The sequence below is a fragment of the Borreliella americana genome, from assembly GCF_032595795.2.
GTDB classification, from domain to species: domain Bacteria; phylum Spirochaetota; class Spirochaetia; order Borreliales; family Borreliaceae; genus Borreliella; species Borreliella americana.
The window spans coordinates 47,990-70,245 of record NZ_CP132449.1 but is presented as its reverse complement, the minus strand read 5'-3'; the positions used below and the strand labels follow the sequence as shown (position 1 = coordinate 70,245).

The 22,256-nt window shown below is 28.0% G+C and carries 23 protein-coding genes; 14 read left to right on the top strand and 9 right to left on the bottom strand.

The window, feature by feature from the left end; translation table 11 throughout:
* Positions 1 to 7: 7 nt before the first annotated feature.
* Genes QIA00_RS00360 through QIA00_RS00335 form a run of 6 tightly spaced genes read right to left on the bottom strand, consistent with a single transcriptional unit; the run spans position 8 to position 6,983 of the window.
* Positions 8 to 568, bottom strand: a complete 561-nt coding sequence (locus QIA00_RS00360) for a hypothetical protein (protein WP_316256844.1) — start codon at positions 566 to 568, stop codon at positions 8 to 10.
* Positions 565 to 2,883, bottom strand: coding sequence for an RnfABCDGE type electron transport complex subunit D (locus QIA00_RS00355; RefSeq protein WP_316256843.1), 2,319 nt, complete (start codon positions 2,881 to 2,883; stop codon positions 565 to 567). The genes QIA00_RS00360 and QIA00_RS00355 overlap by 4 nt, the downstream gene beginning before the upstream one ends.
* A 7-nt stretch (positions 2,884 to 2,890) precedes the next feature.
* Entirely contained in the window at positions 2,891 to 4,363 is a 1,473-nt protein-coding gene (locus tag QIA00_RS00350; protein WP_316256842.1) for a hypothetical protein, read from the bottom strand.
* A 15-nt stretch (positions 4,364 to 4,378) separates the two neighbouring features.
* On the bottom strand, positions 4,379 to 4,840 hold the full coding sequence (locus QIA00_RS00345; RefSeq protein ID WP_231014675.1) for a divergent PAP2 family protein: 462 nt from the start codon (positions 4,838 to 4,840) through the stop codon (positions 4,379 to 4,381).
* Between the two features lie 14 nt (positions 4,841 to 4,854).
* Positions 4,855 to 6,093: an aminopeptidase gene (locus tag QIA00_RS00340; RefSeq protein ID WP_316256841.1), complete on the bottom strand. Its 1,239-nt coding sequence runs from the start codon at positions 6,091 to 6,093 to the stop codon at positions 4,855 to 4,857.
* Complete coding sequence (locus QIA00_RS00335; protein ID WP_316256839.1) at positions 6,078 to 6,983, bottom strand: HAD family hydrolase; 906 nt, start codon at positions 6,981 to 6,983, stop codon at positions 6,078 to 6,080. Before QIA00_RS00335 ends, QIA00_RS00340 begins: the two co-directional genes overlap by 16 nt.
* A gap of 117 nt (positions 6,984 to 7,100) precedes the next feature.
* Here QIA00_RS00335 and QIA00_RS00330 point away from each other — a divergent pair, with 117 nt between their 5' ends.
* The 5 genes from QIA00_RS00330 (at position 7,101) to QIA00_RS00310 (ending at position 12,104) form a co-directional block, all read left to right on the top strand.
* Positions 7,101 to 8,879 (top strand): aminopeptidase P family protein, encoded by a 1,779-nt coding sequence (locus QIA00_RS00330; RefSeq protein ID WP_316256838.1) that lies wholly within the window; start codon positions 7,101 to 7,103, stop codon positions 8,877 to 8,879.
* Entirely contained in the window at positions 8,876 to 9,565 is a 690-nt protein-coding gene (locus tag QIA00_RS00325; RefSeq protein WP_316256837.1) for a hypothetical protein, read from the top strand. The genes QIA00_RS00330 and QIA00_RS00325 overlap by 4 nt, the downstream gene beginning before the upstream one ends.
* Before the next feature lie 35 nt (positions 9,566 to 9,600).
* The gene (gene def / locus QIA00_RS00320; protein ID WP_316256836.1) at positions 9,601 to 10,098 is read left to right on the top strand and encodes a peptide deformylase; all 498 of its coding nucleotides are present in this window, start codon (positions 9,601 to 9,603) and stop codon (positions 10,096 to 10,098) included.
* Complete coding sequence (gene fmt / locus QIA00_RS00315) at positions 10,095 to 11,033, top strand: methionyl-tRNA formyltransferase (protein WP_316256835.1); 939 nt, start codon at positions 10,095 to 10,097, stop codon at positions 11,031 to 11,033. Before def ends, fmt begins: the two co-directional genes overlap by 4 nt.
* Before the next feature lie 63 nt (positions 11,034 to 11,096).
* A complete protein-coding gene (locus tag QIA00_RS00310; protein ID WP_316256834.1) occupies positions 11,097 to 12,104 on the top strand; it encodes a PASTA domain-containing protein in 1,008 nt (335 codons plus the stop codon).
* A gap of 51 nt (positions 12,105 to 12,155) precedes the next feature.
* Here the strand turns inward: QIA00_RS00310 and QIA00_RS00305 are convergent, their stop codons facing one another.
* Positions 12,156 to 12,872 carry a 16S rRNA (uracil(1498)-N(3))-methyltransferase gene (locus QIA00_RS00305; RefSeq protein ID WP_316256833.1) on the bottom strand — a complete coding sequence of 239 codons (717 nt, stop codon included), beginning with the start codon at positions 12,870 to 12,872 and terminating at the stop codon, positions 12,156 to 12,158.
* Positions 12,873 to 12,945: 73 nt separating this feature from the next.
* Between QIA00_RS00305 and trxA the strand changes: the two genes are divergently transcribed.
* The 8 genes from trxA to secG all read left to right on the top strand — a co-directional run bounded on the left by trxA (position 12,946) and on the right by secG (position 20,022).
* The gene (gene trxA, locus QIA00_RS00300) at positions 12,946 to 13,299 is read left to right on the top strand and encodes a thioredoxin (protein WP_301426878.1); all 354 of its coding nucleotides are present in this window, start codon (positions 12,946 to 12,948) and stop codon (positions 13,297 to 13,299) included.
* Positions 13,300 to 13,382: 83 nt separating this feature from the next.
* Positions 13,383 to 13,850, top strand: coding sequence for an rRNA maturation RNase YbeY (gene ybeY / locus QIA00_RS00295; protein ID WP_316256832.1), 468 nt, complete (start codon positions 13,383 to 13,385; stop codon positions 13,848 to 13,850).
* Entirely contained in the window at positions 13,851 to 14,630 is a 780-nt protein-coding gene (locus QIA00_RS00290; RefSeq protein ID WP_316256831.1) for a hemolysin family protein, read from the top strand.
* Positions 14,627 to 16,597: a tetratricopeptide repeat protein gene (locus QIA00_RS00285; RefSeq protein ID WP_316256830.1), complete on the top strand. Its 1,971-nt coding sequence runs from the start codon at positions 14,627 to 14,629 to the stop codon at positions 16,595 to 16,597. The genes QIA00_RS00290 and QIA00_RS00285 overlap by 4 nt, the downstream gene beginning before the upstream one ends.
* 72 nt (positions 16,598 to 16,669) lie before the next feature.
* Positions 16,670 to 17,677, top strand: a complete 1,008-nt coding sequence (gene gap / locus QIA00_RS00280) for a type I glyceraldehyde-3-phosphate dehydrogenase (protein ID WP_316256829.1) — start codon at positions 16,670 to 16,672, stop codon at positions 17,675 to 17,677.
* Between the two features lie 19 nt (positions 17,678 to 17,696).
* Positions 17,697 to 18,878 carry a phosphoglycerate kinase gene (locus tag QIA00_RS00275; protein ID WP_316256828.1) on the top strand — a complete coding sequence of 394 codons (1,182 nt, stop codon included), beginning with the start codon at positions 17,697 to 17,699 and terminating at the stop codon, positions 18,876 to 18,878.
* A gap of 1 nt (position 18,879) precedes the next feature.
* Entirely contained in the window at positions 18,880 to 19,641 is a 762-nt protein-coding gene (gene tpiA, locus QIA00_RS00270) for a triose-phosphate isomerase (protein WP_316256827.1), read from the top strand.
* A gap of 15 nt (positions 19,642 to 19,656) precedes the next feature.
* Entirely contained in the window at positions 19,657 to 20,022 is a 366-nt protein-coding gene (secG, locus tag QIA00_RS00265) for a preprotein translocase subunit SecG (RefSeq protein WP_316256826.1), read from the top strand.
* Positions 20,023 to 20,119: 97 nt separating this feature from the next.
* Here the strand turns inward: secG and ung are convergent, their stop codons facing one another.
* Positions 20,120 to 20,791, bottom strand: a complete 672-nt coding sequence (gene ung / locus QIA00_RS00260; RefSeq protein ID WP_316256825.1) for a uracil-DNA glycosylase — start codon at positions 20,789 to 20,791, stop codon at positions 20,120 to 20,122.
* An 83-nt stretch (positions 20,792 to 20,874) separates the two neighbouring features.
* Here ung and QIA00_RS00255 point away from each other — a divergent pair, with 83 nt between their 5' ends.
* Positions 20,875 to 21,531, top strand: a complete 657-nt coding sequence (locus tag QIA00_RS00255; RefSeq protein WP_316256824.1) for a TrmH family RNA methyltransferase — start codon at positions 20,875 to 20,877, stop codon at positions 21,529 to 21,531.
* Here QIA00_RS00255 and QIA00_RS00250 read toward each other — a convergent pair.
* Positions 21,528 to 22,217, bottom strand: coding sequence for a queuosine precursor transporter (locus tag QIA00_RS00250; protein WP_316257643.1), 690 nt, complete (start codon positions 22,215 to 22,217; stop codon positions 21,528 to 21,530). The two genes, QIA00_RS00255 and QIA00_RS00250, sit on opposite strands and share 4 nt — an antisense overlap.
* Between the last annotated feature and the right edge of the window lie 39 nt (positions 22,218 to 22,256).

Sequence of the window (22,256 nt, the reverse complement as noted above, 5' to 3'; positions counted from 1 at the left end):
CTCGCTATTATTGATTGTATATTAATATAATTATATTTGGAATTAAAGATAAAATAAACATTATAAAAAAATATATTGGTTCGTTTTCCAATATATTGATTTTAGGGTTGTTATCAAAGGTTTTTTTTATTGATGTTATTAACATTAAAGCTATTAGTATGCCAAGTGCAGATAGAACAAGTATTTCTAAACCTTCAAAAAATCCGTTATTTTTATCAAGCGCAAAAAATGTTATTGCAATTAAGCTGCTATTTGAAAGCATGAAATCGTTTGAATAATTTGATTTTTTGTTGTAAACAATAAATATATCATTTAATACTTTAAATGATAATATCAACACGTAAATTAAAATTACATAAAAAATTGGCATTAAGAATAGTAAATTATTCTTTACAAACAGTTTATAGAGATAAAACGATATTGAATATATTAATAAAGAAGTAAGTGTTATTATGATGTATTTTTTTATTAGGATTGTATTGTTTTTTATTTTTATATCCTCAAGTCCAACAAAGTGTATTAAGGTTAAGTTGTTAATAATCAAGTATGTAATTAAATTATTAGTCATAATTTTATTATATCCTTTTCATTTTCAAGAGGGGTTTTGAGTGATTTTTCTTTATTTGTTTTCAAAACATGCATTATTTTTTTAATTTTGAAGGTTAAGCTATATTTTTTTATTAAGTTTGAGCTTGTTTGTAAGATGAAAATAGATATTATAACCGATAAAGTTTCAAAAGGAATATAGCTTAATGTTAAAAAGTATATAAATGCCAATATTGATCCGTAGAGTATTTGTTCAAATTTAAAGTGAGGTGTTATTTGCAATTCTGTTGCCATTGTAAATATTAACAGCATTGGGATTGGAGAAATGAGTAATGTTAACATATCGGAGCTGATGTGACTTAGCATTCCTATATGATGTGCTATGTATGAGATTGTCATCAAGCTTATATAAAATGACAATGGTATTAATTTGTTGATTATATATTTACCAACTATTAATAAGAGTCCAAAATAAAGCAAGATAGGAGATATTTTTTTTTCATTATTAACTCCCAAAAGACTTTCAATATGAAATCTTGTAACAATTATATTAAGAGCAGAAAAAATGTTTTGATTTACAAAGTTTTCAATTGCATCTATTTTTTTGTTTTCATATCTTGTCAAGGTATTTAAATTTTTTAAATTTTTTATGTTTGGATTTGTTTCAATTATTTCATTCCAGGTTGGAATTATTGAATTTGAGTTTTTAAGTTCCTCTTGATAGGTTTGCTTAAAACTTACTGGAAAATTTAATACAAAAAACATAAAAGAAATTAATATGGGATTTGCTAAAAATGCTGATAGTCTGAAAAAGTAAAAGAATACTAAAAAAGTAAATAATAAGCAGATTATTTTTAGTGTAATTTCTAAATCCAAGGGCAATATAATGCTTATTATTAAGGCGGCGTAAACAAAAAAAGACAAACATTTGTAATTAATTTTTAGCATTATAGGTATATAGATTAATACACTAATAAATATTAACAGCAAAGTGTCTGTCATGAATTTTGTGTTATTTAGGAAAGAAAATATTAGGCTAGGTGATAGGGATAGTATGATAGCAAAATATATGTCTTTTAAATTGTTTTCAGTGTATATTGCTTCATTTGTTGGACTTTCATTCAGAATTTTGCCCTTAATTTCTTTTTGAACCTTATGTATTTCTTCTTCTACTTCTTTGTCTGTATAGTTAAATATTTTTAATTTGCTGTTATTATTTATTTTTTCATTTTTTAAAAATGAAAAAATAATATTTTCCATTTGCAATGGCGAAAAGCTAGATATAAACAATGCTTTAATTTTGTCATATATTGACTTTTTTTTTAATATGGTGAGGCTATAAATATCTCTTGTTATCGGTATGTTTAATGTATTGATTTTTATTTTATTGGCCGGATTGTTTAAAAAAATTTCATATTTTTTTGTATCAATTTTCTCATTTATTAGCTGGCTGAAAGATGTTCCAATTTTTACTTTTAGTATTCTACTTTTTATTTTTTTATTTCCATTTATAGCTACAAATTTTTCTTTATAAGGGTTGTTATTTTTTATGACAAGATTTGCGTTGTATAAATCTTCAATATTTGCCAATAAAATATTATTGTGGGGGTTTATATCATCTTTTGTATTTTTATTATTGTATAAGAAGTGCATTATCATTTCGTGATTTGTATAAGGATATGCATTTTCTAAAGATTTAATTTTTATTTTTCTGTTTTTAAAAATACTCAATTTTTCGAATTCTTTTTTAAGTTTGTCTTTATTTGATATTATTATTATTTCTTTGAATTTAAATATTTTGTCGATTATTTGGAATCCTGAAAAAATTTCTTCTAATTTTTCTGCCATCAGTGCTTCTGAAATATTTGTAAATGCATCTTTTCCGTTTGTTAATAAAATCATTTTGTCTATTTTTTTACATTTGTTTATGAATTGAAATAAAGAATTTTCGTTAAACCAAGGAATTCCCAGTTGAATTAATTTTTCCAAGGTTTTTTCTCTTGAAGCCCCTTCTTCAATTGGTGTTTTTTCGGTTTTTATTTTTCCTTGAAATTTGATTAATGCTGATTTTAATTTTTTTCCATCTGGGAAATTTGCTGTGTATATTTTTTCTACTATTCCAGATATTGGAGAGTATGTGTATAGCTCTATGTTTGAGTTTTTAGATAAAATTTGATTTTCTTCTATTTTTTGTTTTTCAATTATGTATATTATGGATTTTGAATTTTCTGTTTCAAGGGGTATTAGGGCATATTCAGGTATTTGAATCTCTTTAATGTTTACTTCGTATTTATTGTATTTTTTTAAAATTGTTTTTACTTTTTCTAAATCCAGCATTAGCTATTTATCCTTGAATATACTTTTTATAGGTTTTTTCATTTATGTTTAAAAGAATTGTAAATCTTATTGCTTTAAATAGGAATAGTAATACAAAGAAGGGTAAAGAGAAAAAGAAAAGTATTTTGTAATTTTTTTTATCTGTGTTGATATTATTTTTGTTTTCTTTATATATTAGGATTGGATTTTTATTTTTTAAAAACAGACTTGCAAGATCTTTTTTAAGAATTTCATCAATAAATGATTTGTCTAATTCGTAAACAATTTTAGGATTAATTTCTATTTTGTCGTTTTTGATTTCAAAGTAATTTTCTTTTATATCTTTAGGCATTTTTCCATATTTAGCGGTAATATTGTATCTTAGTTCGTTTTGATAAAGAATGTGGGACAAGTACCCTATGATGTTGGGTATGTCTTTGTTGTATCCTAGCATTATATAAATATTATTAGGATTTAAATAATCAAAGTAATTTAATTTTTTACTGTAAAGGTAGTTAATGTTTTCATAAGAATTTAGCATATAGCTTGAATAAGCAAAAGGAATTAATGAGAGTGTAAATAGCAACAGATGTATTGTTATTTTTGATTTTAAAGCTTTTTTTCCTTCTATTTTTTTCTCTTTAATCTCGATTGGGAATAAGAAAGTATCTTTAAAATGGCTTTCTGTTTTGATCCAGCTGGAAATTAAGAAAATGCAAAGGGTTGGCATTGCAACAAATGCAATCAAAGTGGGATCAATGTTTGTAGTAAAAAAGGTTGTGATTGCAATGAAATATAGGGTTGTGAATATAAATAAAAATAATAAATGTTTTATTTTTGTCATTAGTGTTAAAAAATTTATTTCTTTTAAATATATGTTATTGTAATTTTTGTTAAAATTACCGATTATTGAAAATAACAAATAAGAGAGAATCGTAAGTGGATAAAAATACATTATTTCTTTACTTATCATAAAAGTAAGAGATGAAATTAATAGAAAAATTAAAGTAAATATAGAGTTTGCTGGGTCTAGAAAAATTAATAAAATTATTATGATTAGAAATATTATGCTTGAAATAAAATTAATTTTTGTTTTGTAATCTAGAGAATGTATGTCGGCATTAATATTGAGTTCTTTTTTTAGTTTTTTAAAATTTATAGTTTTAAACCTGCTTTCAACATAAAGAAGTTTTTTATTTTCTGTGTTGAAAAGATTGGGAAGCTTTTTTAAAAATATACTTTTTCTCAGGTCAAGATTGTTAAGTTTGTTTGCCTCATTAATTGTTATTTTTTTATTTTCGGGAAAGTCTAAAATGTCAATTTTTGTTGTGTATTCTGAGATTGTTTTGTACCCCAGCGAATTTATATATTCATTGGCAGTTTTTAGATCGTTTTCATTTTCAAAGTATAAAGGCTTGTAGTCTCCAAATTGAGCTATATTGCAGGAATTGATAAGTGGCATTGTTGTAATTAAATATAAAAAACCTAAAAAACGCACCATTTATTTTTTCCTATGCTAAAAATAGCACACAATATACGCAGAGATTATTCCTATTATTATGCCCGTTAGAACCTCTTTTTTTTTGTGTCCCTTGACCACTTTTATTTTTGTTGTGTCAATTTTTATTTCTTTTTTTAATTTTTCTGATAATGCATTCAAATATTCTGCTTGAACTCCAGACATATATCTCACCCCGAAAGAATCTCTTATTGTAATAAGGGCAAATGCAAGAGCTATTATAAAATTTGTATCTATTCCTTCAGTTAGTGCAATTGAGGTTGAAAGAGCAGTGACTGTTGATGAGTGACTACTTGGCATGCCTCCCGTTTCTAGAAAAATTTTTTTTAAAAGATGTGCTGGAGTTAGTTTTAAATTTCTTGTTTTTACGGTTTGGATACCATATTTGATCACTTGAGCAGAAATTCCTGATACAAGACAAGATAAAAAAAGATCATTGGTAAGCAATGCCCTTATCATTATTAAGCCTCCTTTTAGATTGCAAATTTACCGGCTTTTATTATTGTGTATTCTTTACCATTTTTGTCTACACCAATGACATTTAAGTCATCACTTCCAATCATTAAATCTGTATGTATTAATGAAACATTACATCCGTAAGTTAGTTTATCGATATCTGTCTTTAAATCTTCTTCATTGCTTAAACAAGATGGATATGCAGCTCCTAACGCTATGTGACAACTTGCATTCTCATCATATAATGTGCTGTAAAAAATAAGATTGCTTTGATAAATAGGAGAGCTGCTGTCAACTAGTGCTACTTCTCCTATATATTTTGCTTGAATGTCGGTTTCAATGTGTGATTTTAATATTTCTTTTTGCTTCTCATCATCACAGCCAAATTCAACGACTTTCCCGTTTTCGAATTTTAACCATATTCCAGATATTAGTGTTTCAAGAACCATTACAGGTCGTGTGGCGTACACAATGCCATTTGTTTTTTTATAGTTTGGAGTTGTAAAAACCTCTTCTGTTGGCATATTTGCATTGAATTCTATTTCTGTTCCTTTGATTTTTTCGCTTCCACCTGTCCATAGAGAAGTTTCAAGCAAATATACTTCCAAGTTTGTTTTTTCGTTTTTAAAAATTACCTTTTCTAGGTTAAGTTCATTTAATGTTTTGCATCTTGCGTGAAGTTTTGCCCCATGGGATTCCCAACTTTTTATTGGATTTTCGCTGTCGAGTAATAATATTTTCTTTTGTATTTTGAAAAATTCTTCTAAAGTTTGACTTCCTTCTTTTTTATTTAAAACTTTGGAAGCCCATTTTGGACCTGGCGCACAAACAACGCACCAAGCTATTTCGTTACTCATTATTGCTTGCGATAAGGTTTTGCTTGCCAGATTTAATGCTTTTTGATAAATTGACATTTTTTGACCAATGCTTTCTTTTAAGTCTTCAAAATTTTCTGTATCATCGACGTTTATTCTTGCCCATTTGTCTTGAACCATTTCTTCTAAAAAGCTTTTTTCGGCATTGGGAATAAACTCCAAGCTTTCTTCTTGTGAAAATTTTAGTCTTGATTTTAAAATATCAATGTCTTTAATATTTAGCTTGACATACTTAGCTCCATGTTCATAAGCTTTTTTTGCTAATATTTTCAAAAAATCATAATTGTCGATTGAACCTTGAATTAAAACACATTGATTTTTTTGTAAATTAATTCCCTTTAAAATTATAAGCTCTGCATATTTTATTAAATCTTTCTCCATTTGTTCCTCCTGAATGGTTCTTCTAAGATATTCTCATTAATGTAGTTTGCAACAGCTTCTTCATCATTTGTTCCTATTACTTCTAAGTAAGGAAGCATTGCTTTTAATCTATAATTTGCATTTCCCATTAGTAATCCCTTTTTTACATTTTCTAGCATATCAGTATCATTAAATCCATCTCCAAAAGCTATGGTTTCGCTTAAATCAATATTTATAGTTTTAAGAACTTCTTTTAATGCATTACCTTTGGAGACTTTATGATCTACAATTTCTAGTGAATTTGGAGTGGAAAGGTATGTATTTATTTCTCCTTGATATTTCTCTAAAATCATTGCTTCATATTCTATTAGGCTTTCTTCTCTGCCAGCTAGTATTATTTTTGCAACATTTTCAAAATTTTCAAGCTTGCTAAAGTCTTTAACTTCTTGAATTTTATTGAGTGGGCTAACTATTTCATGTCTGAAGATGTTGGATTTTTTTTGCAATTTCTTGCATTGATCAATTGCAATTTTAGTCTTGATGTCAATATTTAATTGGTCGTCGTTTTGATCTGCTTTATGTAAAAAATGAGGTATATGACTAAATTTTTCGTCTCTTAAATTTAAAATCTTCTTTACCACTTCAGCAGATAAATTGTGACTTTTTATTAATTCCCATTCTTGATTGTAAACTTTTGCTCCGTTTAATGTAATAAAAAATGAAACTTGCAGTTGATCTGTTTTTTTTGTAATTTGAATGATTTCATTTTTACTTCTTCCTGTTGCTATTATGAATTTCTTTTTTTCTTTTGTTAATTTTTTAATTACAAGTTCTGTAAAGGCCCCAATATAGCTTTTTGACAGTAAAAGAGTGCCATCAAGATCAGAGGCAACTGCTTTAATATTTTTCATGTTTTATCCTTTAGGAGTTAATTTCAAGCTAAATTATAGCAAATATTTTTTTTTTTTTAAATTGATAATTATTTGGTATACTAGATATTAGTAAGGTTTTATATAAAGGGGATTTTTTTGGATATTAATAAAAGATTATCTTTGCTTAGAGATCATATGAGGGATAATGGAATTGATGCTTATTTGGTAGCAGGTTATGATCCTCATTTTAGTGAATATTCTCATGAAAGGTATAGCACTCGTAAGTTTATTACAGGTTTTTCTGGTAGCTTTGGTACGGTAATTGTAACACTATCAAAAGCTGTTCTTTTTACGGATGGTAGATATTTTTTACAAGCTGAGCAAGAACTTAAGGGAACTGAAGTTGTATTAATAAGGCTTGGAGTAAAAGGATCTCCTGATGTTTTTACGTATATAAATTTAAATCTTCAAGAATTAAAGCTTGGAATTTATTCAGATGAGACTAGTATAAAGTTTTATAAAGAGTTGTCTGAAAAATGTAAAAATACACATATCAAGGCTTTAAATCAAGATTTAGTTGATTTAATTTGGAAATCTAGACCCCAGATTGAGTTTGGTCATATATTTGAATTGGTTGATGCTGAGAAGAATAATAAAAGAGCTGAAAAAATCAAATCTATTTGTTTGATCTTAGAAAAGAATTTGTCAGATTTTTATGTTATTACTGCTCTTGATGAGATTGCTTGGATATTGAATTTAAGAGGATCAGATGTTAAAGAATCGGCATTGTTTTATTCGTTTCTTTTAATATCTAGGAATAAGAATCGAAAAAACGTTATTTTTGTTGATATAAAAAAACTTGATTCAAGCGCTAAAGAAGCACTTGAAATGGAAAATTTTGAAATAGAGTCTTACAGTAATTTTTACTGTTTTTTGGACAAGATAAAGCATGAAGGTAAATTTTTTGTTTCATTTTATGCCAATGTTAGGGTTTTAAAAGTTCTTGGTGAGAAGAATATCATTGTAGGAGATAGCATTATAAGCAGTCTTAAGGCATTAAAAACCGATTATGAACTTCTTAAGATGAAAGAAGCGCATATTATTGATGCTATTGCATTGATTAAATTTTTACGTAAATTTAAAAGCCTTAGCAAGGCTGAATTGGCCGAATTAGATGAAATAGACATTGCTGATATGCTTTTACATTTTAGGAAATTGAATAAAGATTTTTTTAGTTCTAGCTTTGACTCAATAGTTGGTTTTAGAGAAAATGGGGCTCTTCCTCATTATAAGCCCAAAAGAGGTAAAAAAATAAATGCCAACGGCCTTCTTTTGATTGATTCTGGGGGCTCATATTTTGGACTTGGCACAACAGACGTTACAAGAGTTTTTTTAATAGGCGATGCTTCTGATAAAGAAAAGCACGACTATACTTTGGTTCTTAAGGCTTTCATTAGTCTTTCTTCTTTAAAGTTTCCATATGGATCTTCTGGAGCTTTTCTTGATGGAATTTGTAGATTGCCGCTTTTAAAAAATGAATTGAATTTTATTCATGGCACTGGGCATGGTGTTGGATTTTTTCTCAATGTTCATGAACTTCCAGTTTCTATTAGCCCTAATTCCAGTTATCTTTTTAAAGGCTCTGAAGTGGTTTCAATTGAACCTGGTCTTTATCGAACATTTAGTCATGGAATAAGAATTGAGAATTTAGTTTTTGTAAGACAAGCTTTTACAAATGACTTTGGAGCTTTTTTAGAGTTTGAGAATTTAACTCTTGTTCCTTTTGAAAAAGAATTAATAGTAAAAGAAATGCTTTCAGAAGATGAGTTAAATTATATCAATTATTATCACGAATGTGTTTTTTTAACCTTAAAAGAGCGTTTTGATGATGAAGGAGAGTTGGAATTTTTAGCAAAGCTAACAAGTAAAATATGAGATTTATAATTGCATTTTTAATGATTTTAAATCAAGGATTTTCAAATTTGTTTTCTTTGCCGCCGGAAGATATTATTTTTGAGAGTTCTTATGAGATTGCAATTAAAAAAGCTCAAAAATTAGATAAAAATGTTTTAATTTTGGTTGGCAGAGATATTAAAGAAAATTTAATAAAAGATTTTTTAAACTCTTTTACAAGTGATGAAATTATTCACAGGGTATCTAGAAAAAATGTTTTTTTAGTTATTGATAAGGATAATGAAATTTTTAATAAAATTAATCTACAAAGAAGTCCAACTATTTTTTTTGTAGATTCTAAGAATGAGCAAATAAAGGCAGCTTATGTGGGAGCTGTTTTGAGTAGTGTTCAATTTAATAAAGATTTTTTAAGCTATGTTATGGGAGCTATAAAATCAACAAGTGTTTTAAAAAAGCAAAAAGATTATGAAATTAATACTGCTGATGGGAGAACCTTTTTTTACAAAACATTAAAAGGCGATTGGCGATTAAAGTTTAATGGTAAGGACAGAAAGCTTGTTCTTTTTGATACAGATCTTAAAGAATTTTTAGTTTTTAAAGATATTAATGAAAACAAGCTTTATGCTATTCCTAAGTCTAGGATTGGTAATATTTATTTTTCATTATTGGGAAATGAGGAATGGAAGCTTTTTGGAAAAATAAAATAAGTGTCTTTTTTTGTTTGAAAGGGGGATGAGTTTTTATGGAAATGGTATTTTATCCTAATGATTTGCTTCGTGTTAAGACAAAACAAATCGAGAATATTGACAATAAGATTAAAGATTATGCTAAAAAGATGATAGAATTGATGGATATTAGCGGTGGAGTTGGACTTGCTGCTCCTCAGGTGGGCCTTGATTTAGCGCTTTTTGTAGTTAGAGAAAATAAAATGGCAAAGCCTTTAGTTTTTATCAATCCTTCAATCGTAGAGACTTCTTATGAGCTTAGCTCTTACAAAGAGGGGTGTTTAAGCATACCCGGAGTTTATTATGATTTAATGAGGCCCAAGGCTGTTGTGGTAAATTTTCATGACGAGAATGGAAAATCTTTTACTATAGAAAATTCTGATTTTTTGGCAAGAATTATTCAGCACGAAATGGATCATTTAAATGGAGTTCTTTTTATTGATTATTACGAAGAAAAGTTAAAAAATAAATTGTTAAAGCCTTATATGAGAGAAAGAGGTCTTAAGGTAAAATGAAAATATTTTTTGTAAGCTCTTCTTCTATTGCTTTAGAAGTTTTCAAGGAAGTTGTAAAGCATTATGAGGTAGTGGGAGTTTTGACTTTGCCCGATAAACCTAAAGGTAGGGGACAAAAGTTAAGTCAAAATGTAATAAAGGCAGAGGCTATTGCTAAAAATATTAAAGTTCTAGATCCCTTGATTATTGATGATAATACATTAAGTTTAGTTAGGGATTTGAATCCAGATTTAATGTTAGTTTTTTCTTATGGCAAGATTTTTAAAAAAGAATTTTTAGATCTTTTCCCAAAGGGGTGTATTAATGTTCATCCTTCTCTTTTGCCCAAATATAGAGGTGTTTCTCCGATTCAATCTGCAATTTTAAATGGTGATTGTGTTAGCGGTGTTACTATTCAGAGTATGGCTTTAGAAATGGATAGTGGCAATATTTTAGTGCAAAAAAAATTTAAAATAAGATCTTATGATACAAGTCATGATATTTCAAAACTTGTATCAATTCTTAGTCCAAGCCTTGTTCTAGAAGCTTTGGAAAAAATTAGCAAGGGTTTTTTAGGAATTCCTCAAAAATCAAGCGAAGCTACTTTTTGTTCTTTTTTTAAAAAAAAAACTGGATTTATAGATTTTAAATTAAACGCATTTGAGATTAAAAACAAAATTAATGCGTACAATCCTTGGCCGCTTGTAAGAGCTAGGCTTGATTATAGCGACATTATTTTTCATCGTGCCGATTTTTTGGATGTAGATTTATATAAGGGGAAAAAAGTAGGAGAAATTGTTGATTTTAATTCCGAAAAAGGATTACTTGTTAATACTGGAAAAGGAATTCTTTTGCTTTTAGAAGTTCAAAGACCTGGAAGAAAGGTTTTGGATTTTAAGTCTTTTTATAATGGAAGTAGGCAGCTAATAGGGCAAGTGTTTTCTTCAATAGAATAGGAGGGATATATTAGTTTTAATAATAATGACAATCTAGAAAATAAATTTTCTAATGAAGAGGGATTGTTTAAAAATAAATTAGATCTGACTCAGAGCGACAAAAATTGTAATAATGAAATTTTGATTTTATCCAAAACTACAATTAAGGCATTGCTTTTAGTTATTTTTGGATCTTTAATTGTTGCTTTTGCAATTTTCTTTATGGTTTTAGAAAATAACGAGATTACAGTTGTTCCGAATCTTTATTCTATTACTATTGAGGATGCTGTTCTTGAATTGCAGAGAAAAGAGTTGATTCCGCACATTGAATTTAAATTTTCTTCAAGTGCTCTTGATAAAGGAAAAGTAATAGATCAAGGCCCAAAACCAGGAACTGTTTTAAGACATGGTAATAAGGTTATAATTTTCATTAGCAAAGGGGCTATAATAAACAGAGTTGATAGTTTTATTGGCAAAAACATTAATGATGTTATTACTAATTTAAAGGCCAATTCTTTTGACAATTCTAAATTACTTTACCATATTGTTAAACCTATTGAGGTGGAGAGTGAATTGCCAAAAGGCATAATAATTCGTCAAAATCCATCACCGGGTAGTCAAATATCAAGTTTAACGGATCTTCAATTTTTAATTAGTAAGGGTAAAGATCGCTTGGATAAACATGTTAAAAATTATATTGGAATTTACTATAAAGATGTGATTGCTTCTCTTTTAAGTGATAGCATTAACTTTGACATTGATTTGGCAAATACCGGTGATTTTGGAAATATTATTTCTCAGTCTATTCCGCCTGGAACCAAAATAAATGAATCAGATAAAATTTTAATTACTATTGCAAAGCCCAAGGTTGATGATAAAATTGTTTTTGGAATTTTGACTTATAAATTAAGACAACATCCATCTTATGTTGATATATCTGTTAGGTTAAAAGGCTTGGATGGTAAAAATTCCTTGATTTATTCTTTTAAATCAAAAGGAGGATTGATTAAATTGCCCTATGAGGTTAACAAAGGCTCTACTGTTGAGCTTTATATTTATGATAAGCTAATTAATCAAACAGTTATAAATTAATTGTGCTCAAGCGAATTGATTTAAAATGATAAAAAAATTTCTAATATAAAATCATATATTAATTAGTTTTGATGCTGTAATAATAGATGCAGCAATTGTGGCTGTTTCTGTTCTTATTGTGTTTGAGGATATACTATAAGAGGAGAAATTATATTGTGCTATTAATTGTTTTTCTTTTTCTGTAAATCCTCTCTCAGGGCCCACAATAATGGCTGCATTTTTTATTTGTTCTATATCAATTAAATTTTTTGCACTATTTTTTTCAAGCAATATTTTTATTTCAAAATTTTCTTGTTTAATGTATTTAAGGCTATCTTTTAAATTTTTCATAATTTTGATTTCTGGTAAGTACGTTACTCCTCCTTGCATTGCTCCGTCTATTAAATGTTTTTCGTAATCATTGTTTTTAAAGATTTTAGAATTTAAATATGATTTTTCAGTAAGCTCAGTGTTAAAAAAAATTATTTTGTATATTCCAATGCTAGCAAGTTCTTTTATGATTCTTTTGGCAACAATTGGCCTTATAATTCCAATTAGTACATATAATTTTTTAAGTTTATTAGATTCGGATATTTTAAAGATTTTTTTGAAAAATAGTTTTTTATCTTTTTTGTAAATGCAATGGTAAATGTTTTTTTCTCCAAGAATACCAAATTTAAATTTTTCATTATCTTTTAATTTTAAGATTTTAACAAGATGTTCTGCCCTAGTATCATTGAGTGAAATTCCTGTTTTAAATTCATTAAAAGTTATTAACATTAGATTCATTTCTTATAATTCCTTATTATTAATATTGTATTTGTGATATAATTTTAAGTCGATAGGGGGGCATGTAAAATATATGGCTATTTCTTTAACCGAAGAAGATTTTGTTGTTAAAGTTTTTGATTATAAAAATAATAAAGAATGGAGTTTTAGAGGTGATAGGCCTGCAATAATTGATTTTTATGCCAATTGGTGTGGTCCATGTAAAATGCTTTCTCCGATTTTTGAAAAACTTTCTAAAAAGTACGAGAATAGCATTGATTTTTACAAAGTAGATACAGACAAGGAACAAAATATTTCTTCTGCGCTTGGGGTGCAAAGTCTTCCAACTATTCTTTTTATTCCTGTTGATGGCAAGCCAAAGGTTTCTGTTGGTTTTTTACAAGAAGATGCTTTTGAAAACATAATTAAAGATTTTTTTGGTTTTTAGTTTGAAAAATAAAATAAATTAATTGCTATAGCAATTAATCATATTTGTAAGTTATATATGGATTATTTTAGGGTATATTTAATTTGTCCAAATCTGATTTGAATTTATTGGTAGAAAATATTAAATTTGAACATCTTAGTGTTTTTTATGATTTTATTTTATCTGTTTTGAATGCTCTTTCTATTAGCGATTTTGAACTTTCAGTTATTCTTTGTGATAATGCTTATATACAAGAATTGAATAATAAATTTAGAAACAAGGATGAGCCAACCGATGTTCTCTCTTTTAATTATAATGAACACAATGAACTTAACGAAGATTTGGTTGATGGTATAAATTATAAAATACAAGGAGATCTTGTAATATCTTTTGAATATTTAAAATTTAGTGCTCAAGAGTTTAATGTTGAAATTTATGAAGAACTTCAACGTGTTACTATTCATGGAATTTTGCATTTAATGGGATATAAACATGAAACCAATGATTTTCAAAAGGAAGGTATGTTGATTCTTCAAGAAAATATCTTAAGAGAAAATAAAAGGGTATTTTAAATGTTGGGATTTTTTAATTTTAAAAACAAAAAGAAAAAAAAAGGAAGCCCAGAAAATGATCTTGAAGATAAGTCGAATATTGAAACTTCTTTGATAAAAAATTTCAATTCTCTTAAAGAGACTATTGTAAAAGAGATTATGATTCCTAGGATAGGAGTTATATTTGTTGATTATGCTAAGAGTAAGGACGAACTTTTAAAGGTTGTAACATCTAGCAGTCATTCAAGATTTCCTGTGTATCATGGTACCATTGATAATATTGTTGGAATAATCCATACAAGAGACATACTATTGCACATGTGTAAAAAAGATTTTTACGAAATAGACTTAAAAGATATTATGCGAAAGGTTATGTTTGTCCCCGAAAGCAAAAAAACAGACTCTCTTTTAAAAGAATTTCAAGAAAATCATGTTCATATTGCAATTGTGGTTGATGAGTATGGTGGGGTTTCAGGGCTTGTAACTCTTGAAGATATTCTTGAAGAGATAGTAGGCGACATTCAAGATGAATTTGACAATGAGCTTGATGAAATAGTTCGTCTTGATGATGGATCTTATCTTTGTGATGCAAGAATTTTAATAGAGGATTTAAATGAGAAACTTAATTTAAATTTGCCAAATGGAGACTTTGATACTCTTGGTGGTTTTGTTTATGATCTTTTTGGGAGGATTCCTTTGAAAAATGAAAAGGTAGAGTATAACAATTTGGTTTTTTCAATTAAAAATATGCATCAAAGAAATATTAAGGTGATAAAGATTTCCGAGAAGGAAGGTTTATGAATTTTAATTGGTTTTTAATTTTATTCCTTTTTAATTTTAGTGTTCTATTAGGAAGTGATACTACAGCATTAGGACATTATCAAAAGGCCCATGAGTATTATTTATCTAAAAGGTATTATGATGCTATTGATGAACTTGTTGAGGCTATAAAAATTAATCCCAATTATTATGAAGCTTATAAATTTATTGCATCAATTTACTATTCCCTTAAGATATATACTCAAGCACAATTTTTCATAGAAAAAGCCTCTAAAATGTCTAATGAAGACACTGAGTATAAAATTCTTTACGCAAATATATTGTTAAAAAATGATAAAATTGATCAAGCAAAAAAAATCTATTCTGAGGTTTTAGTTAAACAAAGGAATAATATTGATGCTTTGGTTGGACTTGCTTCAATTTTTGAAAAAAGTGGATTATTTATAGCCGCTGCTAATTATTATTTATCTATTCTTGATTATAGTCAAAATAATTATAGTGCTTTTGAACATCTTATGGATATTTATCAAAGGCTAGGAATGCATGACAAAATTAGGCATTTGATAAATAAAGTCAGGGTAAATTTTTTATCTTTTCCAGATTTTCATAAAAGAGTAGCTGAATTTTATATTAGTATTAATAATTTAGGGCTTGCTGAAAAGTATGCTTTAAATTATTTGGCTTTAATTGAAAGCTCTTACAAAGATTTTGGAGTTGTTGATGCGTATCGACTGCTTGCACTTGTTTATTTGCATGAATTTAAATATGAGGATGCAATAGAGGCATTGCAGAAAGCTATTTTAGTTAATAAAGATTCTGATGAGCTTTATTATTTATTGGGATATTCTTATTTAAAATTTGGAGATAGTGAAAAGGCTATTTTAAATTTGGAGCGAGCTAAAAATATTAAAAAAGATTTAGAATTTTATAATATTGCTCTTGAAGAGAGTTTTTTCGCATCTAATTTTAGAAATTTTTTGAAAAATAATTCCAATGTTAAAATTTCTAAACATTATGAAAATGAGGGGCTTAAAGCTTTTAAAGCTTTAAATTTAAATAAAGCATTGTTTAATGCAAAAAATGCTGTTGATATTTGGCCTGATAATGATGGTGCTAGGTTTTTGCTTTCAAAAATATACAAGCTTATGAATTTAGATATTATGGCTTATGAGCAGCTTTTTTATTTAGTAAAACAGAGAAATTCTACTGATTCTAGAATTTTAGATTTTTATGATGTTGTGTCTTTTGATGTTAGAAAGTCTTTATTTTATAAATATGGATATAAAAGTATTGCTGATTTTAATAAGCTTTACGATGACAGAGTAGTTTATAAAATGGCTATTTTTACTCAAAGTGAAAATAAGTTTTTTGGGGCAAATGATTTAATATTAAGATATGCTGAAAGGGTGCTGGAACGTAATTTAAATATGGAAATAGTTAACTATAATTTTGATTACAATAAAAATAGAGATTATCTGATTAATAATTTTTCCGAAGGGTTTTCTTATTCAAGGAATAATAATTTGGATTTATTTTTAATTTTTGATTTTAAGGCAGATGTTTTAAAAAATACAGCTACTTTGGTAGTGGATATTTTTTCAGGTAAAACAGGGATCAAAGTTGTTTCTTTCTCTTATGATGTGGGGGGTATTAATTATTTAAGCAATGCTTTAAATTCTCTTTCAAAAGATTTTCATGATTATTTACCCAAAAAAGGAAAGATTATTCAAATTAAAAATGACGATGCTCTTATTAATCTTGGTCAAGTAAGCGATGTTGTAAAAGGCGATGTTTTTTTAATTCTTAAAGAAGGTGCTTTAAATAGTGATACTAGAGATTCTGGTTTTATTGTTTACAAAAAATCAGATATTTTGGGAGAGATTTTAATTGAAGATATAAGTGATTATATTTCTAGAGGCACCATAAAATCTTCTACCTTTTTAAAGGATTATATTCAAGAAGGAGCCACTGTGCTTATAAAAAGATAGTTTGACACTTGTTATTAATTTGTGATTTAATAATTCTAGTAAGAATAAAATCAAAAAATTGGAGGATTTTGTATGAAATTGGCTATTAATGGCTTTGGTCGTATTGGTAGAAATGTTTTTAAGATTGCTTTTGAAAGAGGAATTGATATTGTGGCAATAAATGATTTAACAGATCCTAAAACTCTCGCACATCTTTTAAAGTATGATTCGACTTTTGGAGTATATAATAAAAAAGTTGAGTCAAGAGATGTTGCTATTGTTGTGGATGGAAGAGAAATAAAAATTATTGCTGAGAGAGACCCAAAAAATCTTCCTTGGGCAAAGCTTGGAATTGATGTTGTAATTGAGTCAACAGGTGTTTTTTCATCAGCAACTAGTGATAAAGGGGGATATCTTGATCATGTGAATCATGCTGGGGCTAAGAAAGTTATTTTAACAGTTCCTGCTAAAGACGAGATTAAAACAATAGTTCTTGGTGTAAATGATCACGATATTAATTCTGATTTAAAGGCTGTGTCAAATGCTTCATGTACAACCAATTGCTTGGCTCCTCTTGCAAAAGTACTTCATGAATCATTTGGAATTGAACAAGGACTTATGACAACAGTTCATGCTTATACTAATGATCAAAGAATTTTAGATCTTCCTCATTCCGATCTTAGACGAGCAAGAGCCGCTGCACTTTCTATTATTCCAACTTCAACTGGTGCTGCAAAAGCAGTTGGACTTGTTTTGCCTGAACTTAAGGGTAAGTTAAATGGGACTTCAATGAGGGTGCCTGTGCCAACAGGTTCAATTGTTGATCTTACAGTTCAACTCAAGAAAAAAGATGTTACAAAAGAAGAAATTAATTCTGTCCTCAAGAAGGCATCAGAAACACCTGAGCTTAAAGGTATTTTGGGGTACACGGAAGATCCAATTGTATCTTCAGATATAAAGGGGAATTCTCATTCTTCTATTGTTGATGGTCTTGAAACAATGGTTCTTGAAAATGGATTTGCAAAGGTGTTGTCATGGTATGACAATGAGTTTGGATATTCTACAAGAGTGGTTGATCTTGCTCAAAAATTGGTAAAATAAGTAGGCTTAAGGTAATAAAATGTCAATAAAAACAGTAAAAGACTTTAGTAGCTTTGCGGGCAAGCGAGCTTTAGTAAGATGTGATTTTAATGTTCCCCTAAAAGAGGGGAACATTAGCGATGATACTAGAATTAGGGCCGCATTGTCTACAATAGAGTATCTCAAAGAAAGAGGAGCTAGGATTGTACTTATAAGTCATTTGGGTAGACCAGAGGGAAAGAAAAATCCTAAGTATTCTCTTAAACCGGTTGCCAATAGATTGTCAGAGCTTTTAGGCCAAGATGTCAAGATGCTTTCTGATTGTGTTGGAAGTGAAATTGTAAATAGCACCTTGCAAATGAAGGATGGAGATGTTGTATTGCTTGAAAATGTAAGGTTTTATGCAGAAGAAGAGAAAAATGATATAAATTTTGCAAAAAAACTTTCTGAGAATGGAGATGTTTTTGTAAATGATGCCTTTGGCGCAGCTCATAGGGCGCATGCTTCAACTGTAGGGGTTGCTGATTATTTGCCATCTGTTGGTGGATTTTTAATGGAAAAAGAAGATAAATTTCTTGGTGGAATATTGAAAAATCCCGAAAGGCCATTTGTTTCAATTATTGGTGGTTCCAAGGTTTCTTCAAAGATTGCGGTACTAGAATCACTTTTGTCAAAGTCAAATGTAGTTGTGATTGGTGGTGGAATGGCTTATACTTTTTTGCATTCCGAAGGATATTCTATAGGTAAATCTCTTTTAGAGGACGAGTATATTGATATAGCATCTTCTTTCTTAAGGAAAGCAAAAGAGCTGGGCGTTAAAGTAATTTTGCCGCTTGATCATATTGTAGCTGGTGATTTTAATAAAAATGCAACTCCTGAGTATATTGATTCCTTTAATATTCCTGAAAACAAGATTGGTATGGATATTGGAGCCAAGACTTTAAAAGAAATTGAAAAGGTTGTAAAAACTGCCAAAACTATAATTTGGAATGGCCCTCTTGGTGTGTTTGAATTTGATTTATTTTCAAAAGGAACTGCTAAGGTTGCTGAAATGGTAGCATTTTGCTCAGGTTTAACTGTTGTTGGTGGTGGAGATTCTGTTGCGGCTGTTAATAAATTTAATTTATCTGATAAAATTACTCATGTTTCAACAGGTGGTGGTGCATCACTTGAATATCTTGAAGGGAGAATTTTGCCAGGTATTAAGGTTTTGGAGAATTAAAATGAGAAAAATATTTTTAGCGGGAAATTGGAAAATGCATTATACAAGTGCAGAAGCTTCTATTGTTGCAAAAGAAATTGCAACTAAGGTTAAGACTTTAAAAGATGATGTTGTAATAATGATAACTCCTCCATTTACGGCTTTATCTAAGGTTTCAGAATGTATTAAGGGTAGTAATATTCTCCTTGGTGCTCAAAATATGTCTTATATGGAAAGTGGAGCAAGGACAAGTGAAATTTCACCTTCAATGCTTTTAGAATTTGGAGTAGAATATGTTATACTTGGTCATTCTGAATGTAGATTGTATTTAGCAGAAACAGATGAAATAATAAATAAAAAGATTCTTGCAGGACTTAAGCATCCTTTTAAATATTTAATTCTTTGTGTTGGAGAAACCCTTGACGAGAGAGATTCTGGAAAAACTTTAGACGTTGTTTTAAATCAGGTTAAAAAGGGGTTAAATTGTGTTTCTGAATCAGATATTAAAAGGATAATTTTAGCTTATGAGCCTGTTTGGGCAATTGGAACGGGTAAAACCGCAACTAAAAAGGAAGCAGAAGAGGTTCATAAGGCAATTAGACTTGAGATTATGAAGCTTTATTCAAAGTCAGCTTCAGACAATATTATAATTCAGTATGGCGGCTCTGTTAATTCAAGCAATGTAAAAGAGCTTATGAATGAGCCCAATATTGATGGTGCGCTAATAGGTGGAGCATCTTTAAAGGCCGAATCTTTTTTATCTATAATTAATAATGTTCTTTAGTTAAAGAGGTTTGTTTTGGATTTAGTTAGATTTTTTATTTTTATAATTTTTGTTATTGTTTCAATTTTTATTATTCTTTTGGTTTTAATTCAAGATGAGCAGGGCGATGGAATAGGTGGTGTTTTTGGGGGTGGTAGTTCTTCCATTTTTGGGGCAAAATCTTCAAGTGTTGCTGTAAAAATTACTGGATTTTTTATAGCACTCTTTTTTATCTTTGTAGTTTTGTTATCTTTTCTAAACACTAGAAGAGCAGATGATAGCTTTCTAAATGATATAAAGACCGAAAACAAGAATAGTTCAACTTTCTGGGATGATGATAATAATAATAAATCAGATACTAACATTAATGAAATTAAAGAAAACAATTTGAAAGAGAAATAATTTAAATTGGTTATCGTTGTTTATGCTACGAGTAGTATTTTAGTATTTAAGCAGAGTTTTTACATAAAGAAATTTTAAATCTAACCATTTATTAATTTTATTGAAAGTTTATTATATTTTTATTGTGTTTTTTTAAATAATCTAAAGCGCTGCTAAAATGATTTGATCCTAAAAATCCATTGTTTGCTGAATATGGCGATGGATGACTTGTTTCAAGAATTAGATGCTTTGTTGGGTCAATTAGCCCTTTTTTGCTTCTTGCTAAATTGCCCCAAAGCATAAACACAATGTTTTTCAAATTTTTAGAGATTATTTTTATTACTTCATCTGTAAAAATTTCCCACCCAATGGCTTTGTGGGAAGAAGGCTTGCCTTCTTCGACTGTTAAGATTGTATTTATCAGAAATACACCTTGAATTGCCCATCTTTTTAAATCTCCATTTGGGATGGTTTTTATTTTTAAACTTTTTTCTATTTCTTTAAATATGTTTTGTAAAGACGGTGGAATTTTGATTTTTGAATCTACAGAAAAAGCAAGTCCATTTGCTTGATTTTTTCCATGGTATGGATCTTGTCCAATTATTACCACTTTTATGTCTTTAAATGGTAAAGAATTAAAAGCATTGAATATAAGTCTTGGAGGAGGAAATATTTTCCCATTTTTTGTTTTATATTCATGTTTTATAAATCTCACAAGCTTTTTAAAGTACTCTTTGTTAAATTCATTGTTTAAAACTTCTTTCCAAGATTCTTCAATTTTGACTTTCATTTTTGTATTATATAAGAAATAGTTTGTAATTTGAAATATTTTAAAGAAAACAATTTTGTTATTTTTGAAATTTAATTTTTATTATGGATGATGATGTATTAAAAAGAATTGGTGTTTTGTCTAAATTTATTACAGATGAAAAAAAAGCTAGGATTGAGAAAGTATTAAGTCTTCGCACTAATTATTTAACATTTGCGTTAGAAGACATTTTTCAGTCTCAAAATGCAAGTGCTACTATTAGAACAGGTGAAATTTTAGGACTTAGTGATGTTCATGTTATTGAAAAAAAGAATAAGTATACTTTAAATCCAGATGTTACTTTAGGATCTTCACAATGGATAAATTTAAATAAATATAAAAATGCTACTTTTGCAATTGATAGATTAAGGTCTGATGGATATAAAATAGTGGCCACATCTTTGAATGAAAAATCAATAAATCTTGAAAATTTTCCAATTAATAATAAAATGGCGATATTTTTTGGCACAGAACTAACAGGGCTTAGTGCAGAAGTTTTAGAAGTCGCCGATTTATATGTAAAAATCCCTATGTATGGATTTACTCAAAGTTATAATATTTCTGTAGCTGTTTCGATAGTTATATATTCTTTGTTGATTCGCTTAAGAAAAAGCAGTATTGATTACTTGCTAAATGAAGTTGAAAAATCAAATTTGAGATTAAAATATTATAGACAAGTTGTTAAAAATTATCAATTTATTGAAAATCTTATTAATTTTTAAGCCTCTCTTATTTTTTTCCAAGAATTTAGAAATAGGTAAAAAATGGTATCGATTGAAATTATTATTAATGTAATAATTAAGGAACCTTTTATAAGTTCGATATTTTTTGTTTCAGGATAAAATTTAAGTATTGTATTTATAGCTATTGAAACTAGCAAATTAGCTATATATCCAGAAATTAGTCTTGATAGAGGATGAATTATCCATAAAGATTTTATTTTTATTTGCTTAAAATAATTATATAGTAAGATGTTTATATATTGGGATAAAAAAAACACATAAGTTCCAATTAATATTGTTAAAATATATGTACAGTTATTAAACAGTATTTTAAAATGAATATCTGCCGTGTCTAATTTATTATGATTAAATAGTATCATAAAATTAATCATAATTGTAAAAGTTATGTTTAACAAAAGGCTCAATATAACAGATTTTGTTGCTTCTTTTTTGCTGTATTTTTCAACCATTAAGTTTAAAGAGAATAATGCCGATAAAAAGGTGATACCTGATAAATTTAATGACATTCCAAATGTTTTTAAATTTCTTAATATTATAATATTTGACATTGTTGAAATAATTGCATTGAAACAAAAAAGCCCGGATTTTCCAAAAAATCGGTAAAGAATTCCCAATGTTGTATATGTAAATAGAATCATTCCTATCCATAAGCTTAAATCAAACATATCTTTATTCATAGCATTTAATTGTACCAGATTAATTAT

Excerpts from the sequence above, each read along its gene's own strand:
- QIA00_RS00360 (WP_316256844.1), bottom strand. The coding sequence starts at position 568 with ATGACTAATAATTTAATTACATACTTGATTATTAACAACTTAACCTTA.
- QIA00_RS00355 (WP_316256843.1), bottom strand. The coding sequence starts at position 2,883 with ATGCTGGATTTAGAAAAAGTAAAAACAATTTTAAAAAAATACAATAAA.
- QIA00_RS00350 (WP_316256842.1), bottom strand. The coding sequence starts at position 4,363 with ATGGTGCGTTTTTTAGGTTTTTTATATTTAATTACAACAATGCCACTT.
- QIA00_RS00345 (WP_231014675.1), bottom strand. The coding sequence starts at position 4,840 with ATGATAAGGGCATTGCTTACCAATGATCTTTTTTTATCTTGTCTTGTA.
- QIA00_RS00340 (WP_316256841.1), bottom strand. The coding sequence starts at position 6,093 with ATGGAGAAAGATTTAATAAAATATGCAGAGCTTATAATTTTAAAGGGA.
- QIA00_RS00335 (WP_316256839.1), bottom strand. The coding sequence starts at position 6,983 with ATGAAAAATATTAAAGCAGTTGCCTCTGATCTTGATGGCACTCTTTTA.
- QIA00_RS00325 (WP_316256837.1), top strand. The coding sequence starts at position 8,876 with ATGAGATTTATAATTGCATTTTTAATGATTTTAAATCAAGGATTTTCA.
- def (WP_316256836.1), top strand. The coding sequence starts at position 9,601 with ATGGAAATGGTATTTTATCCTAATGATTTGCTTCGTGTTAAGACAAAA.
- fmt (WP_316256835.1), top strand. The coding sequence starts at position 10,095 with ATGAAAATATTTTTTGTAAGCTCTTCTTCTATTGCTTTAGAAGTTTTC.
- QIA00_RS00305 (WP_316256833.1), bottom strand. The coding sequence starts at position 12,872 with ATGAATCTAATGTTAATAACTTTTAATGAATTTAAAACAGGAATTTCA.
- trxA (WP_301426878.1), top strand. The coding sequence starts at position 12,946 with ATGGCTATTTCTTTAACCGAAGAAGATTTTGTTGTTAAAGTTTTTGAT.
- QIA00_RS00290 (WP_316256831.1), top strand. The coding sequence starts at position 13,851 with ATGTTGGGATTTTTTAATTTTAAAAACAAAAAGAAAAAAAAAGGAAGC.
- QIA00_RS00285 (WP_316256830.1), top strand. The coding sequence starts at position 14,627 with ATGAATTTTAATTGGTTTTTAATTTTATTCCTTTTTAATTTTAGTGTT.
- gap (WP_316256829.1), top strand. The coding sequence starts at position 16,670 with ATGAAATTGGCTATTAATGGCTTTGGTCGTATTGGTAGAAATGTTTTT.
- QIA00_RS00275 (WP_316256828.1), top strand. The coding sequence starts at position 17,697 with ATGTCAATAAAAACAGTAAAAGACTTTAGTAGCTTTGCGGGCAAGCGA.
- tpiA (WP_316256827.1), top strand. The coding sequence starts at position 18,880 with ATGAGAAAAATATTTTTAGCGGGAAATTGGAAAATGCATTATACAAGT.
- ung (WP_316256825.1), bottom strand. The coding sequence starts at position 20,791 with ATGAAAGTCAAAATTGAAGAATCTTGGAAAGAAGTTTTAAACAATGAA.
- QIA00_RS00255 (WP_316256824.1), top strand. The coding sequence starts at position 20,875 with ATGGATGATGATGTATTAAAAAGAATTGGTGTTTTGTCTAAATTTATT.
- QIA00_RS00250 (WP_316257643.1), bottom strand. The coding sequence starts at position 22,217 with ATGTTTGATTTAAGCTTATGGATAGGAATGATTCTATTTACATATACA.